Below are 19,219 nucleotides of genomic sequence, written 5' to 3'. Positions count from 1 at the left end.
CTGAGGTCGCTTTGTGGTGGGAGTTTGCAGCCACTATGGTGATTGTGTGGATTCTTGCACCCACAAATCGCCATAGCGGAGCTGCGCCGCTTGGCAGGCCGTTGAGAAACGTAGACGAGACAGCCGAAGCCGAGATAAGGCAAAAACAGGCGAGAAACGCAGCGCAGCGAAGTAACAGCCGAAAGCTGACCCGAAGGGTGAGCGCAGCGAATCAAGCGCAGTTCACGTGTTGTAAATGAGCATTACTCGCTCCACTCGCCCTTCGGGCCGCGCCAACACGCGTTAGCCGCAAGCGGCTTGCCGAGCCTGTTTTTAACGCAGCAGAGCCGACGTGCAGCAGATCGGAAAGAGACTCTTAGTACCAGTTCGGATCGCTTTTCAGCTGCTCTTGCAGCAACTGTTGAGTGGCTTCGTCCGGGTCACCAAGCCAGCGTAGGGTGGCGTGCTGACTGGGTGCCTTGTCCGTCGGCAGACCGTCGGGCAGTTGTACATAGAGCGCGTAGGCGTCGTCCTTGTCCCAACTGAAGGCCACATACAGGCGCTGATTGAAGCAGTTGGTTTCCTCACACAGCTGGCCTACCAAGTACTTGTCGCCGTCATCTTCCAGGCCCTGCATGGGGCTGGCGATACCGCTTAGGTTCATCACCCAGTCCGGCAGACGGCTCTCATCTTCCACCAGCTCTTGCCAACTTTCTTGATAAGCCGGGTCACTGGCGAGCAATTCATTGAGGCGGAATTGGCCATCGGTATCGGCGGCCAAAGCCGCCGCACTGCCGCCTAGCAAAAGGGCGGCAAGCAGCGTCTTAAGGGGATGCATGGCGACTCCTATAGTTTCGGGCGGCGACCCATGATGAACGACACAATGAACAGCACCAGAAAGACCACGAACAGAATCTTCGCGATCCCGGTTGCGGTGCCAGCGATACCACCGAAGCCCAGCACTGCAGCGATGATGGCGATGATCAGAAAGGTAATGGCCCAACTCAACATGGTGATTCTCCTTATGTAGAACAAACCCCAGCAGATGCGCTGCGGCAGATCGAAGGGGTCACAGACGCCCTTACGCTTTTTTGCCTGGCTGCCGGAGCAACCGTACTAGAGCTGTTGCAGGGCTCATGCCAGCCTTTTGAAAAAATAATCTCTTGTATTTCAACAGCTTACATACACAGCCTAATAACTCGACTTGCAAGCTGCATGATTGCCACATTTCCATCATGCAACTTGCATGAGTCCTAACCGAATCTTGAGCGCACGAATACAGGCATCGCGTAGATCTCAGCGGCTCAATAACCGCAGACCCACGCAGTTGCCGCGGGTGCTTATCACTAATAAAGAAGCTCAGACAGAACCGTTGCTGATACAGCCCAGCAACCGGAGAGAGGAGGAAGTGAGATAAGCGCGGCTAGCGTGGGCAGCTGCACAGCGTCAGCACTTAGCCGGTGAACGCTTCCCGCAGATACGCTGGATACACCTCAGGCCGGCGCAAAACGCTCCCACTACTGGTTGGCGGTAAAGGCATGGAGAATCGGGGCCGCTAAAACTTAGAAACTCAACCGTTGCGGCATAGGTACATCAGGCGATGCTTGCCATTGCACACTGGCAGGTCGAAGTTGCGGCGAAGCGTAAGACTGCTGCGTAGTTTGTTGATAGGTCCCGGACGCGGTAAGTCGCGCCAGTCCAGCCGACTGAACACAACGCTGCTCAGAACAAATACCTACCTGCGAGTGCCCTTCATTTAGCGCCAGCACAGTGCCGGTAAGGTTACGCATCCACTGCGGCCAAGCACCATCAACTTCACGAATAGCGGGCCAGCTTTGCGCATAAAGCGGTGCATGCACACTCAGTGATTCAACGGTTACAGACTGTGAGTTGTCGGCGGCCAAAGCCACCGCACTGCCGCCCAGCATCAGGGCGACAAGCAGCGTCTTGAAGGGTTGCATGCTCTGCACTCCTACAAACGTGGGCGGCGGCCCATGATGAACGAGACAATGAACAGCACCAGAAAGACCACGAAGAGAATTTTCGCGATACCCGTGGCGGTGCCTGCGATACCACCGAAGCCCAGTACGGCAGCGATGATGGCAATGATCAGAAAGGTAATGGCCCAACTCAGCATGGTAATTCTCCTTGTCAGATGCGCGCCGCAGCGCGATAGGTCCCGGTGTGGCGTACACCACACCGGTCCGGACTTACTGCATGGACTGTTTCAACGTGCGCATGCGGTTATGGTTGGCGCGCACTTTAGGCATTTCAGCGGTCAGCAGCGCCTGCACATCCGGCTCAGCGCTTTCTAGGGCATCCTCAAAGGCATGCAGAATGCGGTCTTCGGCCTCTTCCAGCTGCGCCACATAGGTGGCTTCGGTGTCGCTGACCAAACTGGCTTTGGTGTCCGCATAGACCTGACGCAGCTTGCCGACAAAGGTGCCACCGCTGGCTGGCGTTTCTTGGTTGGCGGCCACTTTTACCGATAGCGCGCGGATCAGCTCGCTTTTGCTCTGCGACATATCACGGAACAGCACTTGTAGGCGCACGTCCTTCACTTCGTCGTGGGCATGCTGGTAGAAGCGCTGGCCGTCACGGGTGATTTCGATCAGTTCGTTGAGTTGCTCGATGGTGTTAGTCATGGTGATTCTCCGGTGAGTTGCGGAGGCTGCCGCAGCAGCCACCAACAACAGGCCGCGACCTCAAGGACGCAGCCCAGATTAATTAGCTGGCGTCTTTCAGGGCATCAGCGTTCACGCCGCGCACACCACGAATGTTGCTCGCAGTTTCGATGGCCAATTCCTTCTCAGCCTTGGTCATCACGGTGCCGCTGAGGTTGACCATGCCATCCTTGGTGTCGACTGAAATATCCAGGCCATCAATGTTGCGGCTGTAGAGGAAGCTGGTTTTCACCTTACTGGTGATCCAGGCATCGCTGATCGCAGCGCCAGTATCGTCGGCCGCATTTTGCGCCTTGGCTGCCGCGCTGCCGTCGCCATTGACGGTCAGTTTGTTGCTCACCTTACGTACGCCATCGGTATTGGCAGCAAGGCGTTCGGCCAACTCCTTGGCCTCGTTACTCTGGGCGTTACCGGTGAGGGTCACCATGCCATTGGCCGAGTCGACGTTAATGTCCAGGCCTTCGGTGTGGCGGTTCCACAGCAGCTTGGATTTCACGGTCGCAGTCAACGTGGCATCGTCAAAGCGTTGCGACAGGGTGGGTTCGGTACGCCCTGCTTCTTTATTCTTCCCGTCATAGTCGGGGTCAATGGTGAGCTGGTTATCGACCTTGCTAACCCCTTCGATGCCCATCGCAATCTGCTCGGCTAGATCGCGGTCAACATCAGATTCCACCTTACCGGTCAGCTTGGCACTGCCGTTCTCTACATCGACGTCAATAGTGAAGGGGTTGAGGTGGCGGTTAAGAGCAATGGCGGTCCAGATCGAACCTTCCTGGCGAGCCTCGCTCAGCGCTCGGCTGGTATCGCCCTCGGCAGCGTAAGCCGAGAATGGAGCTAGGCCGATCAAACCGGCAGTCGCAGTGGCCAGAGCCAGAGTTTTTAGCTGATGCATGGCAGTTCTCCAATAGTTATGTATCAATCTGCAGCCGTTTTCCGCTGCCGTTATTGATAGATCGCAAGGGCCATGCCAGCCTTTAAAAATACAATAATTATTTATATATCAATAACTTAAAAAATATTAGATAGCTGACGCACATGCAGCTTGCATGATCGCCAATGAACAGCCGTGCAACTTGCACGACACTTTGCGGACTAAGCTCGTGATCACTTCGCGTTCTATCGTTCAAGGAGAAAGACATGCACGCAAGCACCAAGGAACCCGACCTGGGACGCATCTTGCTGGTCGATGACGAACCCGCGATCCTGCGCACCTTCCGCTACTGCATGGAAGACGAGGGCTACCAGGTCAGCACGGCCAACAGTGCAGCACAGGTCGATGCGCTATTGCTGCGCCAGGTATTTGATGTGTGTTTCCTCGACCTGCGTCTCGGTAACGACGACGGCATGGAAGTCCTGGCCCACATGCGCGTGCAGGCGCCGTGGATGCGTGTGGTGATGATTACGGCTCACTCAGCGATAGACAGCGCGGTGAACGCGATCCAAGCGGGCGCGGCGGATTATCTGGTCAAACCCTGTAGCCCCGACCAACTGCGCTTGGCCGCCCGCAAGCAGCTGGAAGCCCGCCGCGTGGCCGAACGCCTAGAGCAGCTAGAAGGCAGCGTGCGCAAGCCGGGTGAAGGCCTAGACTCACACAACCCGGCAATGATGATGGTGCTGCAAACTGCCAAACAAGTTGCCGACACCGACGCCAACATCCTTATTCTCGGAGAGTCGGGCACCGGTAAAGGCGAACTGGCACAGGCCATTCATGGCTGGAGCAAGCGGGCCAAGAAATCCATTGCGACGATCAACTGCCCGTCGCTGAGCGCCGAGCTGATGGAGAGCGAACTGTTCGGGCATAACCGCGGCTCGTTTACCGGGGCAACTGAAAGCACCCAAGGCAGAGTCAGCCAGGCCGATGGCGGCACTCTGTTCCTTGATGAAATCGGTGATTTCCCCCTGCCCCTGCAGCCGAAGCTGCTGCGTTTTATTCAGGATAAAGTCTACGAACGTATTGGCGACCCGCAAACTCGCGAGGCCGATGTGCGCATCCTCGCCGCCACCAACCTCAACCTCGACGAAATGGCCAAGAACGGACAGTTTCGCGAAGACCTGCTGTATCGCCTAAACGTTATCACCCTGACCCTGCCCCCACTGCGTGAGCGTCGCGAAGATATTCTGATACTGGCCGAGCGCTTTCTTGCGCGCTTTGTCAGTGATTATGCTCGCCCGGCCAACTCCTTTAGCGACGAAGCCCGCGAGGCCCTGCTCAACTACCCTTGGCCGGGCAACATTCGCGAACTGCGTAACGTTATCGAGCGTGCCAGCATTCTTTGCCCGGAGCCGCAGGTACAGATCAGCCACCTGGGGCTTAACCCGAATGAAGAGCTGAACAACCCGCACGTCGGTGCAGAAATGAGCCTCGAGGCGTTGGAAAAAGCCCACATCAGCGCGGTGCTGGCCAACAGTAGCACCCTCGATCGGGCAGCCAAGACACTGGGCATCGATGCCTCGACCTTGTACCGCAAACGCAAGCAGCTCGACCTATGAGGCTGCGTAATCAGTTATTCATCAGCGGCGGCGCGCTGGTCACCACCGCCATGATCGGCCTGATTCTGGGGATGGTCAGTATTTGGCAACTGAGCAAAACCCAGAACCAGAGCATGGTCCGTAACATGGACATCCTCGACTCATCTCTGGGCATGCGTCAGGAGATGGGCACCCAAGTCATCCTGATCATTGCCGACAAGCTCGACCGGCAAGCACTAAGCGACTCGGACACCCGCTTTAAGAAATGGCTGAAGCGCTCCGCCGGTGACACCTTAGATGCTGCTGACCGCCAGGCCGTAAGCGAGATTGAGCAGGCCTACAGCCACTACCAGCAGTTTCTCGATGCGCCGGCAGCAGTCCGCCGTCATCTACTCAAGGACGATGACTTCACCCTGGCTCTGAGCGCACTGCGTGACCGTATCATCAGCATTCAGATGCATTACCTCGACCAGGTGCAGCAGGGCCAACAGGACATGCGTGATCGCACCGTGATGATTACCGGGCTGCTCGGCATTATTGCTTTAGCGGTACTGCTTATTAGTGTTGTTACCACACACAGTATTGCCCGGCGACTGGGCCGACCGATTGAAGAGCTGGCGATTGCCGCCGACCAGATTGGCCGTGGCGACTTTCAAGTCGACCTGCCCACCAGCCCGGTCAGGGAGATTTCTTCATTAAGCCGGCGTTTCGGCTTGATGGCCGAAGCCTTGCGCGCCTTCAGAAGTAGCGATATCCAGGCCCTGCGAACCGAGCAACAACGATTGAACGCAGTACTCGACAGTATTGACGACGGCTTGCTGATTTTTGACCGCCAAGGCTGCGTGGAGCACTTCAATCCAGTGGCTCAACTCCAGCTGGGCTGGGATGAAAGCCACGTCGGCCAACCCCCCTCAGTGACCCTGAAGCATTCGGATCTTCCCAGCCAGCTGCACCGCGTGCTGCATGGCGAAGCGCTGGAAGACGCGCTGGAAGATCTACAAGTTGAGATCGACGGCGAGCAACGTTTGCTGGCCTATAGCCTGGCTGCGGTCAGCCACGAAGGCGAACGGCCGACAGGCGCCGTGATGGTGCTGCGCGATGTCACCGAACAACGCAACTTCGAACGGGTGCGCAGCGAGTTCGTCCTGCGCGCTTCGCACGAACTGCGTACACCGGTCACCGGCATGTTGATGGCGTTCTCCTTGCTGCAGGAGCGAATGAAATTCCCCGAAGAAACCCGTGAGGCCGATCTGCTCAACACCGTTGATGAAGAAATGCAGCGCTTATTGCGCCTTATCAACGACCTGCTGAACTTCTCGCGCTACCAGAGCGGCCTGCAAACGCTTGAGCGGGTCGAGTGCAGCATCGAGCCACTGCTGCGCCTGGCGCAGCAGCGCTTTAGTGCCCATGCGGCTGAGCTCGAGATAGAGCTGCATTATGAGGTCGAGGATGGACTGCCGCTGTTGCAGATCGATCCGGGACAAATCGAACGGGTACTCGACAACCTGATTGGCAACGCGCTGCGTCACAGCCACCCTGGTGGTGCGGTGTATTTGCGCGCCCACCAGCGGGGTGAGCAAGTCGAATTAAGCGTGACCGACAATGGCGAAGGTATTGCTTTTCGCCAACAGGCGCGGATTTTCGAGCCATTCGTGCAGGTCAGCCGCAAGAAAGGCGGCGCCGGCTTGGGTCTGGCGCTGTGCAAGGAAATCGTGCAATTGCACGGTGGCCACATCGGGATGAAATCACGGTTAGGCCAGGGCACGCAGTTCTATGTGCGCCTGCCAACCTAAGTCCGAATTAAGCTCCATCAGCGGTGCTGATACAGATTGCCTAGGCAGCAGAGATTGCTGAAGCTGACTCTTCCATTTTGCGGAGATCGGCCATGCCCAGCATCAACCCCAGCCCCGCCCAATTGGCTGTATTCAATACCAATGTAGCGGACGATACACCGCTGCTGATGCTCAACCTGCTGCGTTACCAGGCCCAGGCCTGCTATCCCGCCGGCAGCAGCCACACGCCTTGCAGCGGGCGCGAGGCCTATGCCCGCTATAGCCAGACAGCCCTGCGCAAGGTTCGTGGAGTCGGTGGCGAGGTGCAGGTCATGGCCGCCGCGCAGGCCGCCCTGATTGCCCCGACCGATGAACACTGGGATGAACTGCTGCTAGTGCGCTACCCATCCAAGGCAGCCTTTCTCAGCATGCTCGCCGACCCGGAGTACCAGGCGGCAACCGAACACCGCACGGCCGCCCTGGCCGACTCGCGCCTGATCGCCACCACACCCCGCTAGCGACCTGCTTACAGCTTGCGGTTAAGCACCAAGAGCAGCGCGGCAGTCTCGGCATCCGGCTCGCCGTCATAACGTGCCGGACGGTATTTCATCTGCAGGGCGGCGATCACGTTGCGCGTGGCCTGGTCCAGTTCGCCATGGCTGGCCACGGCATAACCCTGGCGCGCCAGCTGCTCCTGAAACCACTGCACGCTTGGCAGGCTGGCACTGAACAGCGCCTGTTCACGCGCCACCTCGGCGGCGTCCGGCCAGGGCATCAAACCGGCATCGGCCAAGCGCTTCCAAGGGAAGAGCGGGCCGGGGTCGACCTTGCGCTGCGGCGCGACATCGCTGTGCGCCAGGATGCTGCCGGGAGCCAGCTGGTGGCGCTGCATGATGTCCTTGAGCAGCAGGATCAGCGCATCGATCTGCGCCGGGGCAAAGGGCTGCCAATAGCGGCCGTTGGGAGTGTCGTAAAAACCCTGGTTGACCAGCTCGATGCCAATCGTGGTGCCGTTGAGCCAGGTACGCCCCTGCCACTGGCTGTCACCGGCATGCCAGGCGCGGCGATCTTCATCAACCAGACGGTAAATGGTCGCCGGCGCTTCGCCGATCAGGTAATGACTGCTGACCTCGGTCTCAGTCAGCAATTGCAGCGAGCGCGCCAGATCGGTGGAGGTGTAGTGCAGCACGATGTACTGCACGCGGCTGTTCTGTCCGCTGGCGGTATAGCTGTCGTCAATGCTTAGGCCGCTGCTGCAACCTGCCAGCAACAAGACCAGAAAACTTAAACACAGAACTTTCATGGGCGGATATGCAACACGCTTTGCAGGTTATCCAACAGCATATCGACGCTGAGCATGATCAACAGCATGCCCATTAGCCGCTCCACTGCGGTCAACCCGCGAGGTCCGAGAAAACGTTGCAGCAACGAAGCCTGCAACAGAATAAAGGCGGTCGCCGCCCAGGCCAGCAGCACGGCGACGTAGAGTTCCCAGAGCGGCCCGTCGTGGGTATTGCGCAGGGTCATCAACACCGCCAGGGCTGACGGGCCCGCCACCGCAGGGGTGGCCAACGGCACCAGCATCGGCTCGCCATCCGGCACATCACCCAGCACCCCTTGCGGGCCGGGAAAGATCAGGCGCATGGCGATCACGAACAGGATGATACCGCCGGCAATCGCAGTTGCCTCCCGCGACAGGCCCAAGGCGCTAAGCACTTTGTCACCAAAGGTAAGAAACAGCAGCAACAGCGCCAGGGCGAACACCAGTTCGCGCGCGGCGACCCACAGACGGCGCTTGGCCGGCACGTTTTTCAGCGCAGCAATAAAGATGGCGATATTGCCGAAAGGGTCAGTGACCAGAAAGATCAACGCGGCGATGCCGAAAATATCCATAGCGACTCCTCAACAGATCGGCAGAGTTTAGTGTCTATCGGTATAGAAATGCCTTTGATCCAGCAGAAGCCCCACGCTGGTCTGCTGCCTGAGCAAGCTGCGCTGAGCGCTGCTAGAGTAAAATCCTTACAGATAAGGATTTTTGTATAGCTTTTGTATCACTTGGGAGACCCATACCATGCGCGCACTGCTGTGGTTCAAACAGGACCTACGCCTTGATGACCACCCTGCGTTGCAGGCGGGCCTGGCAGCCGAATGCCTGCTGCCGGTGTATGTGCTGGACCCCGCCCTGCTCCAGCTAAACGAGTTCGGCCTGCGCCGCATGGGCGTGCACCGCGCGCGCTTCCTACTGGAAAGCCTGGTGGCGCTGGAAGGTGAACTGCAGCAGCGCGGCTCGCACCTGCTGGTGGTGATTGGCTCGGCAGAACAGGCCATTCCCCAACTGGCCACCCAATTCAGCCTGGACCATGTACTCACCCTGGAAGAAATCGCCCCCGACGAGCGCGCCCAGGTGGACCGTGTAGCCCAGCGCCTAGGTGACATTCCCCTGCAACAGGCGCCCGCCAACAACCTTTTGCGCCCAGACGAACTGCCCTTCAGCATCGAGCAACTGCCACCGGTATTCAGCCGCTTTCGCAGTTTGGTAGAAGAACGCCTGCAGGTCTTCCAGCCACGCCATGCACCGGATCGTTTACCCGGGCTGCCGGATGGTGCGCTGGCACTGATGCAACCATTGCCGACACTGTTCCAATTGGGCCTGGGTGAGCCACTCAGCGTACCGGCCAGTGCCTTCCCGTTCTCCGGCGGCGAACCTGCAGCGCTGGGAAGGCTGCGTGACTATCTATGGAAAACCCAGGGCGTGCGGCAATACAAGGACACCCGCAACGGCATGATCGGCAGCGAGTATTCGTCGAAGTTTTCACCCTGGCTGGCCAACGGCAGCCTGTCCGCACGCCGCGTGGTGGCGGAGCTGCGACGGCACGAGGCGCAGTTCAAACACAATGACTCGACCCACTGGCTGTGGGTAGAAATGCTCTGGCGCGATTTCTTCCGCTGGACCCTGATTCGCCACGGCAGTGCGCTGTTCAAGGCCGGCGGTCTGAAGGCCACCGAACGTGCACCGCAGCAACTGGATCAACGCTTTCAGGACTGGTCCCGCGGGCGCACCGGCATGCCCCTGGTGGATGCCAATATGCGCGAACTGGCCGCCACTGGTTTTATGTCCAATCGCGGCCGGCAAGTGGTCGCCAGCTACCTGATCAATGACCTGCAACAGGATTGGCGCCACGGCGCGGCCTGGTTCGAAGAACACCTGATTGATTACGACCCGGCCAGCAATTGGGGCAATTGGGCCTACCTCGCCGGTGTGGGCAACGACCCGCGGCATAACCGGGTGTTCAATGCCCTGCGCCAGGCCCGTGAATATGACCCTGATGCGCACTACGTCAGCCTCTGGCTACCGGAGCTGCGTGATGTGCCGCAGGCGCTGCGGCACACGCCCTTCCTGCTCGCCGGCGGACACCTGCGCAGCCTCGGCTACCCGCAGCTGGACAGCATTCCGGAGAGCTGGAAACCCTACCTGCACGCAGTGGCCTGAGTCAAACTAGCTCAGCTCGAGCCGATTGCGCCCGCCGCTTTTGGCGCGATACAGCGCCTGATCGGCACGCTCGAACACCGTGTCGCTGCCTTCTTCACCGGCAAAGGCAGTCAGGCCAGCCGATAGGGTGATAGTCACGCGCTCGCCGCGAAAGTGGAACGGACACTGCTCGACGCCATCGAGCAGGGTTTGCAGCAGTTGCTGCCCACCCTCCAACGGAGTCGACGGAATCAGCAGAACAAATTCCTCGCCGCCAAAGCGGGCAATAAAATCAGTCTTGCGCAGACGCTTGGCCAGCTCGCCAGCAATGATCTTCAACACCTTGTCGCCGGCCAGATGGCCGTAGCTATCATTGATCCGCTTGAAGTGGTCGATATCCAGCACCGCCAGCAGCAGGTCGCCGCCATAACGCTTCCAGCGCGCCATTTCCAGCTCCAAGCGCTCACTCCAACCGGCCCGATTGGGCAGGCCGGTCAGCGGATCAATCAGAGCTTTCTGTCGCTGCTCTTCGAGGTGATCGCGGAAGCTCTGCGCTTCCTGCTCCATATCCGCGACTTTCTGGGTCAGGCTTTGCAGACGCTGCGCCACTTCTTCTTCATGGCCGTCGCGGTGTTTCTGGTGCTCGCTGACCGTGCTGAGCAAGCCATCCAGACGCGCTTCCAGGGATTGCTTGAGGGTCGGCAGGTCAACCGCATCCTGCACGCTGGCCTGCAAACCGCTGACTTGTTCGCGCAGCTCCTGATTAAAGCTGCGCGCGCTTTCCACCGACTCGCTGTAGCCCTCATGGGCCTCGCTGAGGGTGGTGAGGAACGACGCCAGGCGCTCGTTGAGCTGCTTGAGGTAACTGGCAAAGTCGCGCTGGCCACTGTCAGTCACCGCCAGCACCAGCACCGCCAGGTCGTCCAGCACCGACACCAGCTCATACCAGTTCAGACCACCCTGCACGCGTTGACGCAAGGCATCGCCCTGGGGCTGGTGACGTTCTGGCAACTCCAACCCATCGAGCAGGCCCGTCAAGCTGTCGCCGATATGCGGGGCAACGGCGCTGTAACCCGGCTCGGGGATCTCCGGTAGGGCGTAGGCGGGATCACCGAAACCCTGAACGAGCGCTGGCGTTTCAGCCGTCGGCGCGGGGCGGGGCATTACAGCAGGCGCATACTGCGGCTCTGCCACAGAGCCTGTCGTGGCAACCGCCACAGCTACAAGCGCTTCGTTGCTCGTGCGTTGCGGGGCATCAGAGGCCTGTAATGGAGTTTCAGGCGGTGCAACAACTGTCGGGGCGGACGCTGCTGATTGGGCCATCTCGACCGATGCCGGTGGATTATCAACAGGGCCAGCGGGCATGACCTCTTTACCGCCAAACAGACGCTGCAAAAATCCCGGGCGAGCCTGACTGGCCTCACCATCAAACACCGCCAGTGCCTGTTGCTGCAAACGACTTAACTCACTGAGCAATGCGGGCAATTCGCGCGGTTGGCTGGCACGCTCCTCAATGCGTTTGGCAAACTGCTTGAGCGCTTTGCGCACCTCACGAGGCGGCTCTAAGGCGAGCAGTTGGTCGGTCAGGCTGGTAACCCCGGAGATATTCTGCTCGACCCGGTCCTGGCGCTGTTTTTCCGAGTCCAGCACGGCCTTTTCCAGCCGTGGAATCAGTGCCGACAGGCCGGCGTCGATATCATTGCGACGCAAAATATCACGCAATTCATGCATGCACTGGTCGACTGATTTGTCACTGCCCTCGGCAGCCAGGGAGCTGCGCACCAGCCCACGCCTCAACAGGTCGAGCCGGGCATCCCAGCTTCGTTCGAGTTTTTCTTGCTGTTCCAGGCTTTCCAGGTACTTGCTTTTCCAGCGCTGGGCATCATCGGTCATGGTTGCAGTCCAAACGTAGAAGCTGTTTTACGATCTCGCGAGCTAGAGTCCTGCAAGGCGCTACGTTAGTAACAGCCTCCGGCTGGTCAAAACGGCGAGGAAGCGGACTGGACTCGCACGCGAGGTTACTGGTGTAAATGAGCATGACTCGTTGCACTCGCCCTTCGGGTCGCGCTAACGCGCGTTAACCGCAAGCGGCTTTCCGAGCCTGTTTTTAACGCAGCAGGGCCGACGCGCAGCAGATCATAAACAGGTTCTTAGGGCTCAATCAGCATAGGCGTTGCCGGCCCATACAGTGAAGTGGGCAGACGAATTTGCACCGCCACCGGCAGGTGATCGGAAATCGGCTGCGACAGCACCTCACAGCGCTCTAGCGGCAACCCAGGGCTGAGCAGAATGTGGTCAAGGCAGCGCTGTGGCCGCCAGCTGGGAAAGGTCGCCTCGATCTGCGGCGCCAACAGACCAAGATCGCGCAGTGGCGAGTGCTGCAGCAGGTCATTGGCATGGGTATTCATATCGCCCATCAACACCATGTGCTGATAGTCACTCAGCAGTTCGCGAATATAGGCCAGCTGGCGAGTGCGGGTACGCGCGCCAAGGGACAAGTGCATCATCACCACAACAACCGCATCCGGCCCTTCGCCCAGGCGCAGCAACATCGCACCACGTCCGGGCGGGCCGGGCAACGGGTGGTTTTCCAGCAGGCTGGGGCGCAAGCGGCTGAGTACCCCATTGCTGTGCTGCGCCAGACGACCGAGGTTGCGGTTGAGTTGCTGATACCAGTAAGGGAAGGCGCCAAGATGGGCGAGATGCTCGACCTGATTGACGTAACCCGAACGCAGACTGCCGCCGTCGACCTCCTGCAGCGCAACCAGATCGAAATCGCCGAGCAAATCACCAATCCGTTGCAGATTGCCGCTGCGCCCGGCATGCGGCAGCAGATGCTGCCAGCTACGCGTCAGGTAATGGTGGTAACGCTGGGTGCTGATGCCTACCTGGATATTGAAACTGAGCAGACGCAGGCTGCCATTCTGCGGCCAGTCATCAGCCGGCGCGCAGCCTGGATTGACCTGTGGATCGCACAGGTCAATCACTCGTCTAGCTGGCCAGCGCCTGAGCACTTCGCGTTATCCAGGCACGCCGCTTACTGCGCGGCGCGCTCTTTGGCGATCAGGTGGTCAGCCACTTGCAGCGCCTGCTGTGGGCCGCCCGAGCTGCCAATGTCGAAACGGTATTTGCCATTGACGATCATCACCGGCACGCCAGTGATCTGGTAGGCCATGGCGAGTTTCTTGGCCTTTTCCAGCTGGCTCTTCACGCCGAAGGAGTTGTAGGTCTTGAGGAAGGCGTCCTTGTCGATGCCTTCGGCAGCCAGGAAGTCAGCCATTTCTTCTGGGGTCGCGAGCTTCTTGCCCTGCACATGGATGGCATCGAACACGGCGGCATGCACCTTGTGCTCGGCCTTCATCGCTTCAAGGGTGATAAACAGCTGGCCGTGGACGTTCCACATGCCACCGAACATGGCCGGGATACGCACGAAGTTGACATCTTCCGGCAGGGTGTCGATCCACGGGTTGATGGTTTCTTCAAACTTGTAGCAATGGCCACAGCCGTACCAGAACAGTTCCACCACTTCTATTTTGCCAGGCTTGGCAACGGCTACCGGGTTGCTCAACTCGACATACTGCTTGCCTGCTTCGATCGGCTCGGCATGAGCACTCAGGCCAAACAGGCTGGCGGTGACGAGAGTGGCACTGAGAATCAGGTTACGCATGCGTTACTCCTTGGCTATAAACGGTGCGTGATGACGAACCGAAGTTCGACCCGCGAGGAAAACTGGGGTTCCCTGCATTGTAGCGATGCCTACAACGAAAAAGGGTGGCCTGAGCCACCCTATTTCATTACCGCATGTCGCAGTGTTAGCGCATCAATGCAGACCCTGAATAAAACTGGACAGCGCTTCGATATCCTTGTTGCTCAGCTTGGCGGCGATCGAACGCATGATCATGCTGTCGCCGTCATTGGTGCGGTTGCCTTCGCGGAAGTCAGTCAGCTGCTTGGCAATGTAGGTTGCGTGCTGGCCACCCAACTGCGGGTAACCGGCGGCATCCAGGCCAGCGCCATTTGGTGTATGGCAGCCGGTGCAGGAAGGCATGCCTTCAGCCAGCTTGCCGCCACGGAACAGCTCACCGCCGCGCTCGACCAGTTTCGGGTCGGCAGCACCAACGCTCATCTGCTGGCTGGCGAAGTAGGCGGAGATGTCTTCAAGGTCTTGGTCGCTGAGGTTATCCAGCAAGCCGGTCATTTCCACCACCGGGCGTGCGCCGGACTTGATGTCCTTCAGCTGCTTGAGCAAGTAACGCTCGCCTTGACCAGCCAGTTTCGGGAAGTTCGGCGCAGCGCTATTACCATCGGCAGCATGGCACGCACCACACACAACAACCTTACCCTGACCGGCTTCAGCATTGCCTGCGGCATGTGCCAGGCCAGTGATGCCCAGGGTCAACAGCAGACTCACGAGTACTTTGTTCATCAGCTAATCCAATTTACGGCTAAGAGAAAGAGTTTATAAGCCGGGCTTACTCGGTCATCAACTTGATGACGGCTTGGTAATCCTCGGCCGAGCAGTCCATGCACAACCCACGTGGCGGCATGGCACCCAAACCATTGGTGACGCTCTGTACCAGTGCATCGGTGCCTTTGGCCAGGCGCGGTTCCCAGGCAGCCTTGTCGCCTTTCAGCGGCGCAGTAGGGATCGCCCCGTTATGGCACACCCCACAAGAACGCGCGTAGACGGCTTCCGGGTCTTGCGCAGCCTGAGCACTCAACGACAGCATCAATACACTGGCTGCAATCAGCAAGTTTTTCATCAGATCAACCTCATCAGGGAGGGGAACGTACTGCTTTCTAGGGGCAGATGATCTAAATCGTTCCCGTGAACACTTATCCAACAGCGGGAGAAAGCGCACACAAAATCTGCGCCATTATATACTGGCGTCATTGAAACGGAAACGACGCAGCTTGCCGCGCTATGCGCCAACAGGCAGGCTGCGCGCAAATGTCGCAAGGGCATCGCGCCTGTAACGCCACTCTACGCTCGCCCTCACGGATACCCAGATGCAAGCCAAGAACCCCATTATCGGCCTGTGCCAACAGGCTACTTTCCTTATCAGCGCGGCTAAAGTTGACCAGTGCCCTGAAGATTTCGGCCATGAAGTGGCCTTTGCCGGGCGCTCCAACGCCGGTAAATCCAGCGCCCTGAATACTCTTACCCATGCCAGCCTGGCGCGCACCTCGAAGACGCCAGGACGCACCCAGCTGCTCAACTTCTTCAAGCTCGACGAAGAGCGCCGCCTGGTCGACTTGCCGGGTTATGGCTACGCCAAAGTGCCAATCCCGCTCAAGCTGCACTGGCAAAAGCACTTGGAAGCCTACCTGGGCAGCCGCGAATGCTTGCGTGGCCTGATGCTAATGATGGACATCCGCAAACCGCTGACCGAGTTCGATATCCTCATGCTGGACTGGTCAGTTGCCAGCGAAATGCCCATGCACATCCTGCTGACCAAGGCCGACAAGCTGGCTTTTGGTGCAGCGAAGAACACCTTACTCAAGGTCCGCCAGGATATTCAAAAGGGCTGGGGCGATCGCGTGAGCATCCAGTTGTTCTCTGCGCCCAAGCGCATTGGTATTGAAGACGCACAGGAAGTGCTGGCGCAATGGATGCAACTGGGTGAGTTTGCCCTGCCGGATGACGACGAAGCCGACGCTTGATTAAAGCGCCCGTTGGCGGGCAGCCAAAAAAAACCCCGAAACTTCTTATGGGGGAGGGAAGTTTCGGGGTTCAACATCTGAACCGCTAGGGCGGGGTCCAGAATCTGCCAACACTTAACACAACAAAGGAGCATTGAATGGTTGTCTAGGCCATTCATAAACTCTGAGTGGCCAAGCCATAGCAAAGTTCAGACGCAGCTAAAAATTAATTAGTTATAAGCAACCGGCATTGATACACATGCGCTTCTCCCAGGCTGCGGGTAACGCCTTAATGGGCCTCATCCCAGTTGTCGCCCACGCCGACCTCCACCAGCAGCGGTACATCCAGCGCCGCGGCATTACCCATTAGTGGCCGGATCTGCTCGCTGACTTGTGCGACCAGATCCTCGCGAACCTCCAGCACCAGTTCGTCGTGTACCTGCAGGATGACTTTTGCATCCAGGCCGGATTCGCTCAGCCAGTTATCCACCGTCACCATGGCGCGCTTGATGATGTCCGCCGCCGTGCCTTGCATCGGCGCGTTGATCGCCGTACGTTCGGCGCCTTTGCGCAGCGCCTGGTTCTTCGCGTGGATATCCGGCAGGTACAGGCGTCGGCCGAACAGCGTTTCGACAAAGCCCTGCTCGGACGCCTGCTCACGGGTGCGCTCCATATAGGCCAGCACGCCGGGATAACGGGCGAAGTAGACGTCGATATAGGCCTGCGCCTGCTTGCGGTCGCAGCCGATCTGCTTGGCCAGGCCGAAGGCACTCATGCCGTAGATCAGGCCGAAGTTGATCGCCTTGGCGCTGCGGCGCTGATCACCGGTGACTTGATCCAGCGGCACGCCGAATACCTCAGCAGCGGTGGCCTTGTGCACATCGCGGCCATGGCGGAAGGCATCCAGCAGGCTTTCATCCTTGGCCAGGTGGGCCATGATGCGCAGCTCGATCTGCGAATAGTCCGCCGCCAGCAGCTTGTAGCCCTTGGGCGCGACAAAGGCCTGGCGGATACGCCGGCCCTCGGCGGTGCGGATCGGGATATTCTGCAGATTCGGGTCGGTAGACGACAAACGCCCGGTGGCCGCCACCGCCTGGTGATAGCTGGTGTGGATACGCCCGGTGCGCGGATTGATCTGCTCCGGCAGACGGTCGGTGTAGGTGCTTTTCAGCTTGCTCAGGGAGCGGTACTGCATCAGCACCTTGGGCAACTCGAACTCCTGCTCAGCCAGTTCGGCCAATACCGCTTCAGCCGTCGATGCCTGGCCCTTGGCGGTTTTGCTGATGATGGGCAGGCCGAGTTTCTCGTAAAGAATCACCCCGAGCTGCTTGGGTGAGGCCAGGTTGAACTCCTCGCCAGCAATCTCGAAAGCCTGACGCTCCAGCGCCACCAGCTTTTCGCCCAGCTCATTGCTTTGCAGGCCGAGCAACTTGGCATCCACCAGCGCGCCCTGACGCTCGATGCGCGCCAGCACTGGCACCAGCGGCATTTCAATTTCCTGCAGCACCTTGGCCAGGCTCAGCTCAGCCGACAACTTGGCCCACAGATGCTGGTGCAGACGCAGGGTCACATCGGCATCTTCAGCGGCGTATGGCGCGGCCTGGGCCAGATCAATCTGGTCGAAGGTCAGCTGCTTGGCGCCTTTGCCGGCGATGTCCTCGAAACGAATGTTGCTGTGATCCAGGTACTTGAGCGCCAGGCTGTCCATATCGTGACGGGTGGCGGTGGAGTCCAGCACGTAGGATTCGAGCATGGTGTCGAAGGCCACGCCCTGCACCGTAATAGGCGTCGAGGCATTGGCGAGAATATTGATGTCGTACTTGGCGTGCTGACCGACCTTGGCCTTGTGCGGGTCTTCCAGAATCGGCTTTAGCGCCTTAAGCACCGCATCGCGATCCAGCTGAGCCGGTACACCCATATAGGAGTGAGCGACCGGGATATAGGCTGCTTCGCCGGCCTTAACCGCAAAGGACAGGCCGACCAAATGAGCCTTTTGTGCATCCAGTCCGGTGGTTTCAGTGTCGAAGGCAATCAGCTCGGCATTGCGTAGCTTCTCCAGCCATTCGTCGAACTGCACCTGCTCCAAGATGCACTGGTAATCACCCAAGGCTGCCGGCGCGGGCAGCTCGGTAACCGCGGCTTCGATTGCCGCTGCTTCAACAGTCGGAGCAACGACAGTAGCGGAACTGGCGCTAGGCGCCAGGGCGAACAGATCATCCGCTGCCGCTACCGGGGCCTTGACCGCCGGGGCCGGATTGCTGCGCAGCAACTCTTCGCGCCAACTTTTGAATTCCAGCTCGGCGTACAACTCGACCAGTGCAGGTACGTCCATCTCGCCCGGGTGCAGCGATTCGACGGCGATATTCAGCGGTACATCCAGCTTGATGGTCGCCAGCGCGTAGGACAGATAAGCCATATCGCGATGTTCGGTGAGCTTGGCGGGCAGGGTCTTGGCGCCGCGAATCGGTAGTTCCGGCACTTTATCGAGGTTGGCGTAGAGCACATCCAGACCACCACCGACCCCGACCAGCAGGCCCAGCGCAGTTTTTTCGCCCACGCCCGGCACGCCAGGAATGTTGTCGACCTTATCGCCCATCAGCGCCAGGTAATCGATGATCAGTTCAGGACCGACGCCGAATTTCGCTTTCACGCCATCGATGTCATAGACGCTACCGGTCATGGTGTTGACCAGCGTAACGTGATGACAAACCAGCTGGGCCATGTCCTTGTCGCCGGTGGAGATCACCACATCGCGACCCTCGGCCGCACACTGGCGGGCCAGGGTGCCGATCACATCATCGGCCTCGACGCCTTCGACGCACAGCAGCGGGTAACCCAGGGCCTTGACGCTGGCATGCAGCGGCTCGACCTGTACGCGCAGCTCATCGGGCATCGACGGTCGATTGGCCTTGTACTCGGCGAACATTTCATCACGAAAGGTCCCGCCCTTGGCGTCGAACACCACGGCAAACGGGCTTTTCGGATACTGCTTACGCAGGCTCTTGAGCATGTTCAGCACGCCCTTCACCGCACCAGTGGGCAAGCCCTTGGAAGTGGTCAGCGGCGGCAGGGCATGGAAGGCACGGTAAAGGTAAGACGAACCGTCAACCAGAACGAGAGGAGCTTGGCTCATGAGCAGGATCAACCTTTTCGGCGGGGGCGGCGGTAGAATGGCCGCACCATTGGAATCAAAGGGACAAGGT

General features: G+C 59.1%; 19 protein-coding genes. 5 read left to right on the top strand and 14 right to left on the bottom strand.

The window, feature by feature from the left end; translation table 11 throughout:
* Positions 1-355: 355 nt before the first annotated feature.
* From AACY25_RS13230 to AACY25_RS13205, 6 genes are all read right to left on the bottom strand, one after another.
* Positions 356-817 carry an inhibitor of vertebrate lysozyme family protein gene (locus AACY25_RS13230; protein WP_339409511.1) on the bottom strand — a complete coding sequence of 154 codons (462 nt, stop codon included), beginning with the start codon at positions 815-817 and terminating at the stop codon, positions 356-358.
* An 8-nt stretch (positions 818-825) separates the two neighbouring features.
* Positions 826-990 (bottom strand): DUF1328 domain-containing protein, encoded by a 165-nt coding sequence (locus AACY25_RS13225; protein WP_044499384.1) that lies wholly within the window; start codon positions 988-990, stop codon positions 826-828.
* A 551-nt stretch (positions 991-1,541) separates the two neighbouring features.
* Positions 1,542-1,940 (bottom strand): hypothetical protein, encoded by a 399-nt coding sequence (locus AACY25_RS13220; RefSeq protein ID WP_339525102.1) that lies wholly within the window; start codon positions 1,938-1,940, stop codon positions 1,542-1,544.
* 11 nt (positions 1,941-1,951) lie between these two features.
* Positions 1,952-2,116 (bottom strand): DUF1328 domain-containing protein, encoded by a 165-nt coding sequence (locus AACY25_RS13215; protein WP_090539539.1) that lies wholly within the window; start codon positions 2,114-2,116, stop codon positions 1,952-1,954.
* Positions 2,117-2,189: 73 nt separating this feature from the next.
* Positions 2,190-2,624 (bottom strand): ferritin-like domain-containing protein, encoded by a 435-nt coding sequence (locus tag AACY25_RS13210; protein ID WP_339409503.1) that lies wholly within the window; start codon positions 2,622-2,624, stop codon positions 2,190-2,192.
* Positions 2,625-2,706: 82 nt separating this feature from the next.
* Positions 2,707-3,555, bottom strand: coding sequence for a BON domain-containing protein (locus tag AACY25_RS13205; protein WP_339409502.1), 849 nt, complete (start codon positions 3,553-3,555; stop codon positions 2,707-2,709).
* 245 nt (positions 3,556-3,800) lie between these two features.
* On the opposite strand from AACY25_RS13205, the gene algB reads away from it, so the two are divergent.
* The 3 genes from algB (at position 3,801) to AACY25_RS13190 (ending at position 7,422) form a co-directional block, all read left to right on the top strand.
* Complete coding sequence (gene algB, locus AACY25_RS13200) at positions 3,801-5,153, top strand: sigma-54-dependent response regulator transcription factor AlgB (RefSeq protein ID WP_339525101.1); 1,353 nt, start codon at positions 3,801-3,803, stop codon at positions 5,151-5,153.
* Positions 5,150-6,925, top strand: a complete 1,776-nt coding sequence (locus AACY25_RS13195; protein ID WP_339525100.1) for an ATP-binding protein — start codon at positions 5,150-5,152, stop codon at positions 6,923-6,925. The genes algB and AACY25_RS13195 overlap by 4 nt, the downstream gene beginning before the upstream one ends.
* Before the next feature lie 92 nt (positions 6,926-7,017).
* A complete protein-coding gene (locus AACY25_RS13190) occupies positions 7,018-7,422 on the top strand; it encodes a DUF1330 domain-containing protein (RefSeq protein ID WP_339525099.1) in 405 nt (134 codons plus the stop codon).
* A gap of 8 nt (positions 7,423-7,430) precedes the next feature.
* Here AACY25_RS13190 and AACY25_RS13185 read toward each other — a convergent pair whose 3' ends face one another.
* Entirely contained in the window at positions 7,431-8,207 is a 777-nt protein-coding gene (locus tag AACY25_RS13185) for an N-acetylmuramoyl-L-alanine amidase (protein ID WP_339525098.1), read from the bottom strand.
* Positions 8,204-8,797 carry a MarC family protein gene (locus AACY25_RS13180; protein ID WP_339525096.1) on the bottom strand — a complete coding sequence of 198 codons (594 nt, stop codon included), beginning with the start codon at positions 8,795-8,797 and terminating at the stop codon, positions 8,204-8,206. The genes AACY25_RS13185 and AACY25_RS13180 overlap by 4 nt, the downstream gene beginning before the upstream one ends.
* Before the next feature lie 178 nt (positions 8,798-8,975).
* On the opposite strand from AACY25_RS13180, the gene AACY25_RS13175 reads away from it, so the two are divergent.
* The gene (locus AACY25_RS13175; RefSeq protein ID WP_339525094.1) at positions 8,976-10,394 is read left to right on the top strand and encodes a DASH family cryptochrome; all 1,419 of its coding nucleotides are present in this window, start codon (positions 8,976-8,978) and stop codon (positions 10,392-10,394) included.
* A gap of 6 nt (positions 10,395-10,400) precedes the next feature.
* On the opposite strand, the gene AACY25_RS13170 is transcribed toward AACY25_RS13175, so the two are convergent.
* The 5 genes from AACY25_RS13170 to AACY25_RS13150 all read right to left on the bottom strand — a co-directional run bounded on the left by AACY25_RS13170 (position 10,401) and on the right by AACY25_RS13150 (position 15,136).
* On the bottom strand, positions 10,401-12,266 hold the full coding sequence (locus tag AACY25_RS13170; protein WP_339525092.1) for a GGDEF domain-containing protein: 1,866 nt from the start codon (positions 12,264-12,266) through the stop codon (positions 10,401-10,403).
* A gap of 257 nt (positions 12,267-12,523) precedes the next feature.
* Entirely contained in the window at positions 12,524-13,387 is an 864-nt protein-coding gene (locus tag AACY25_RS13165) for an endonuclease/exonuclease/phosphatase family protein (RefSeq protein ID WP_339525090.1), read from the bottom strand.
* A 23-nt stretch (positions 13,388-13,410) separates the two neighbouring features.
* Entirely contained in the window at positions 13,411-14,040 is a 630-nt protein-coding gene (locus AACY25_RS13160) for a thiol:disulfide interchange protein DsbA/DsbL (RefSeq protein WP_339525088.1), read from the bottom strand.
* 153 nt (positions 14,041-14,193) lie between these two features.
* Complete coding sequence (locus AACY25_RS13155; protein ID WP_339525086.1) at positions 14,194-14,799, bottom strand: c-type cytochrome; 606 nt, start codon at positions 14,797-14,799, stop codon at positions 14,194-14,196.
* Positions 14,800-14,845: 46 nt separating this feature from the next.
* Complete coding sequence (locus AACY25_RS13150) at positions 14,846-15,136, bottom strand: c-type cytochrome (protein ID WP_275959915.1); 291 nt, start codon at positions 15,134-15,136, stop codon at positions 14,846-14,848.
* Between the two features lie 247 nt (positions 15,137-15,383).
* On the opposite strand from AACY25_RS13150, the gene yihA reads away from it, so the two are divergent.
* Positions 15,384-16,037: a ribosome biogenesis GTP-binding protein YihA/YsxC gene (gene yihA / locus AACY25_RS13145; protein ID WP_339525084.1), complete on the top strand. Its 654-nt coding sequence runs from the start codon at positions 15,384-15,386 to the stop codon at positions 16,035-16,037.
* Between the two features lie 268 nt (positions 16,038-16,305).
* On the opposite strand, the gene polA is transcribed toward yihA, so the two are convergent.
* Positions 16,306-19,149, bottom strand: a complete 2,844-nt coding sequence (gene polA, locus AACY25_RS13140; protein ID WP_339525083.1) for a DNA polymerase I — start codon at positions 19,147-19,149, stop codon at positions 16,306-16,308.
* Between the last annotated feature and the right edge of the window lie 70 nt (positions 19,150-19,219).

This window comes from Pseudomonas sp. EA_35y_Pfl2_R111 (assembly GCF_963970955.1).
In the GTDB taxonomy this organism is placed as follows: domain Bacteria; phylum Pseudomonadota; class Gammaproteobacteria; order Pseudomonadales; family Pseudomonadaceae; genus Aquipseudomonas.
This window is presented reverse-complemented; position numbering and strand designations above follow the sequence as displayed.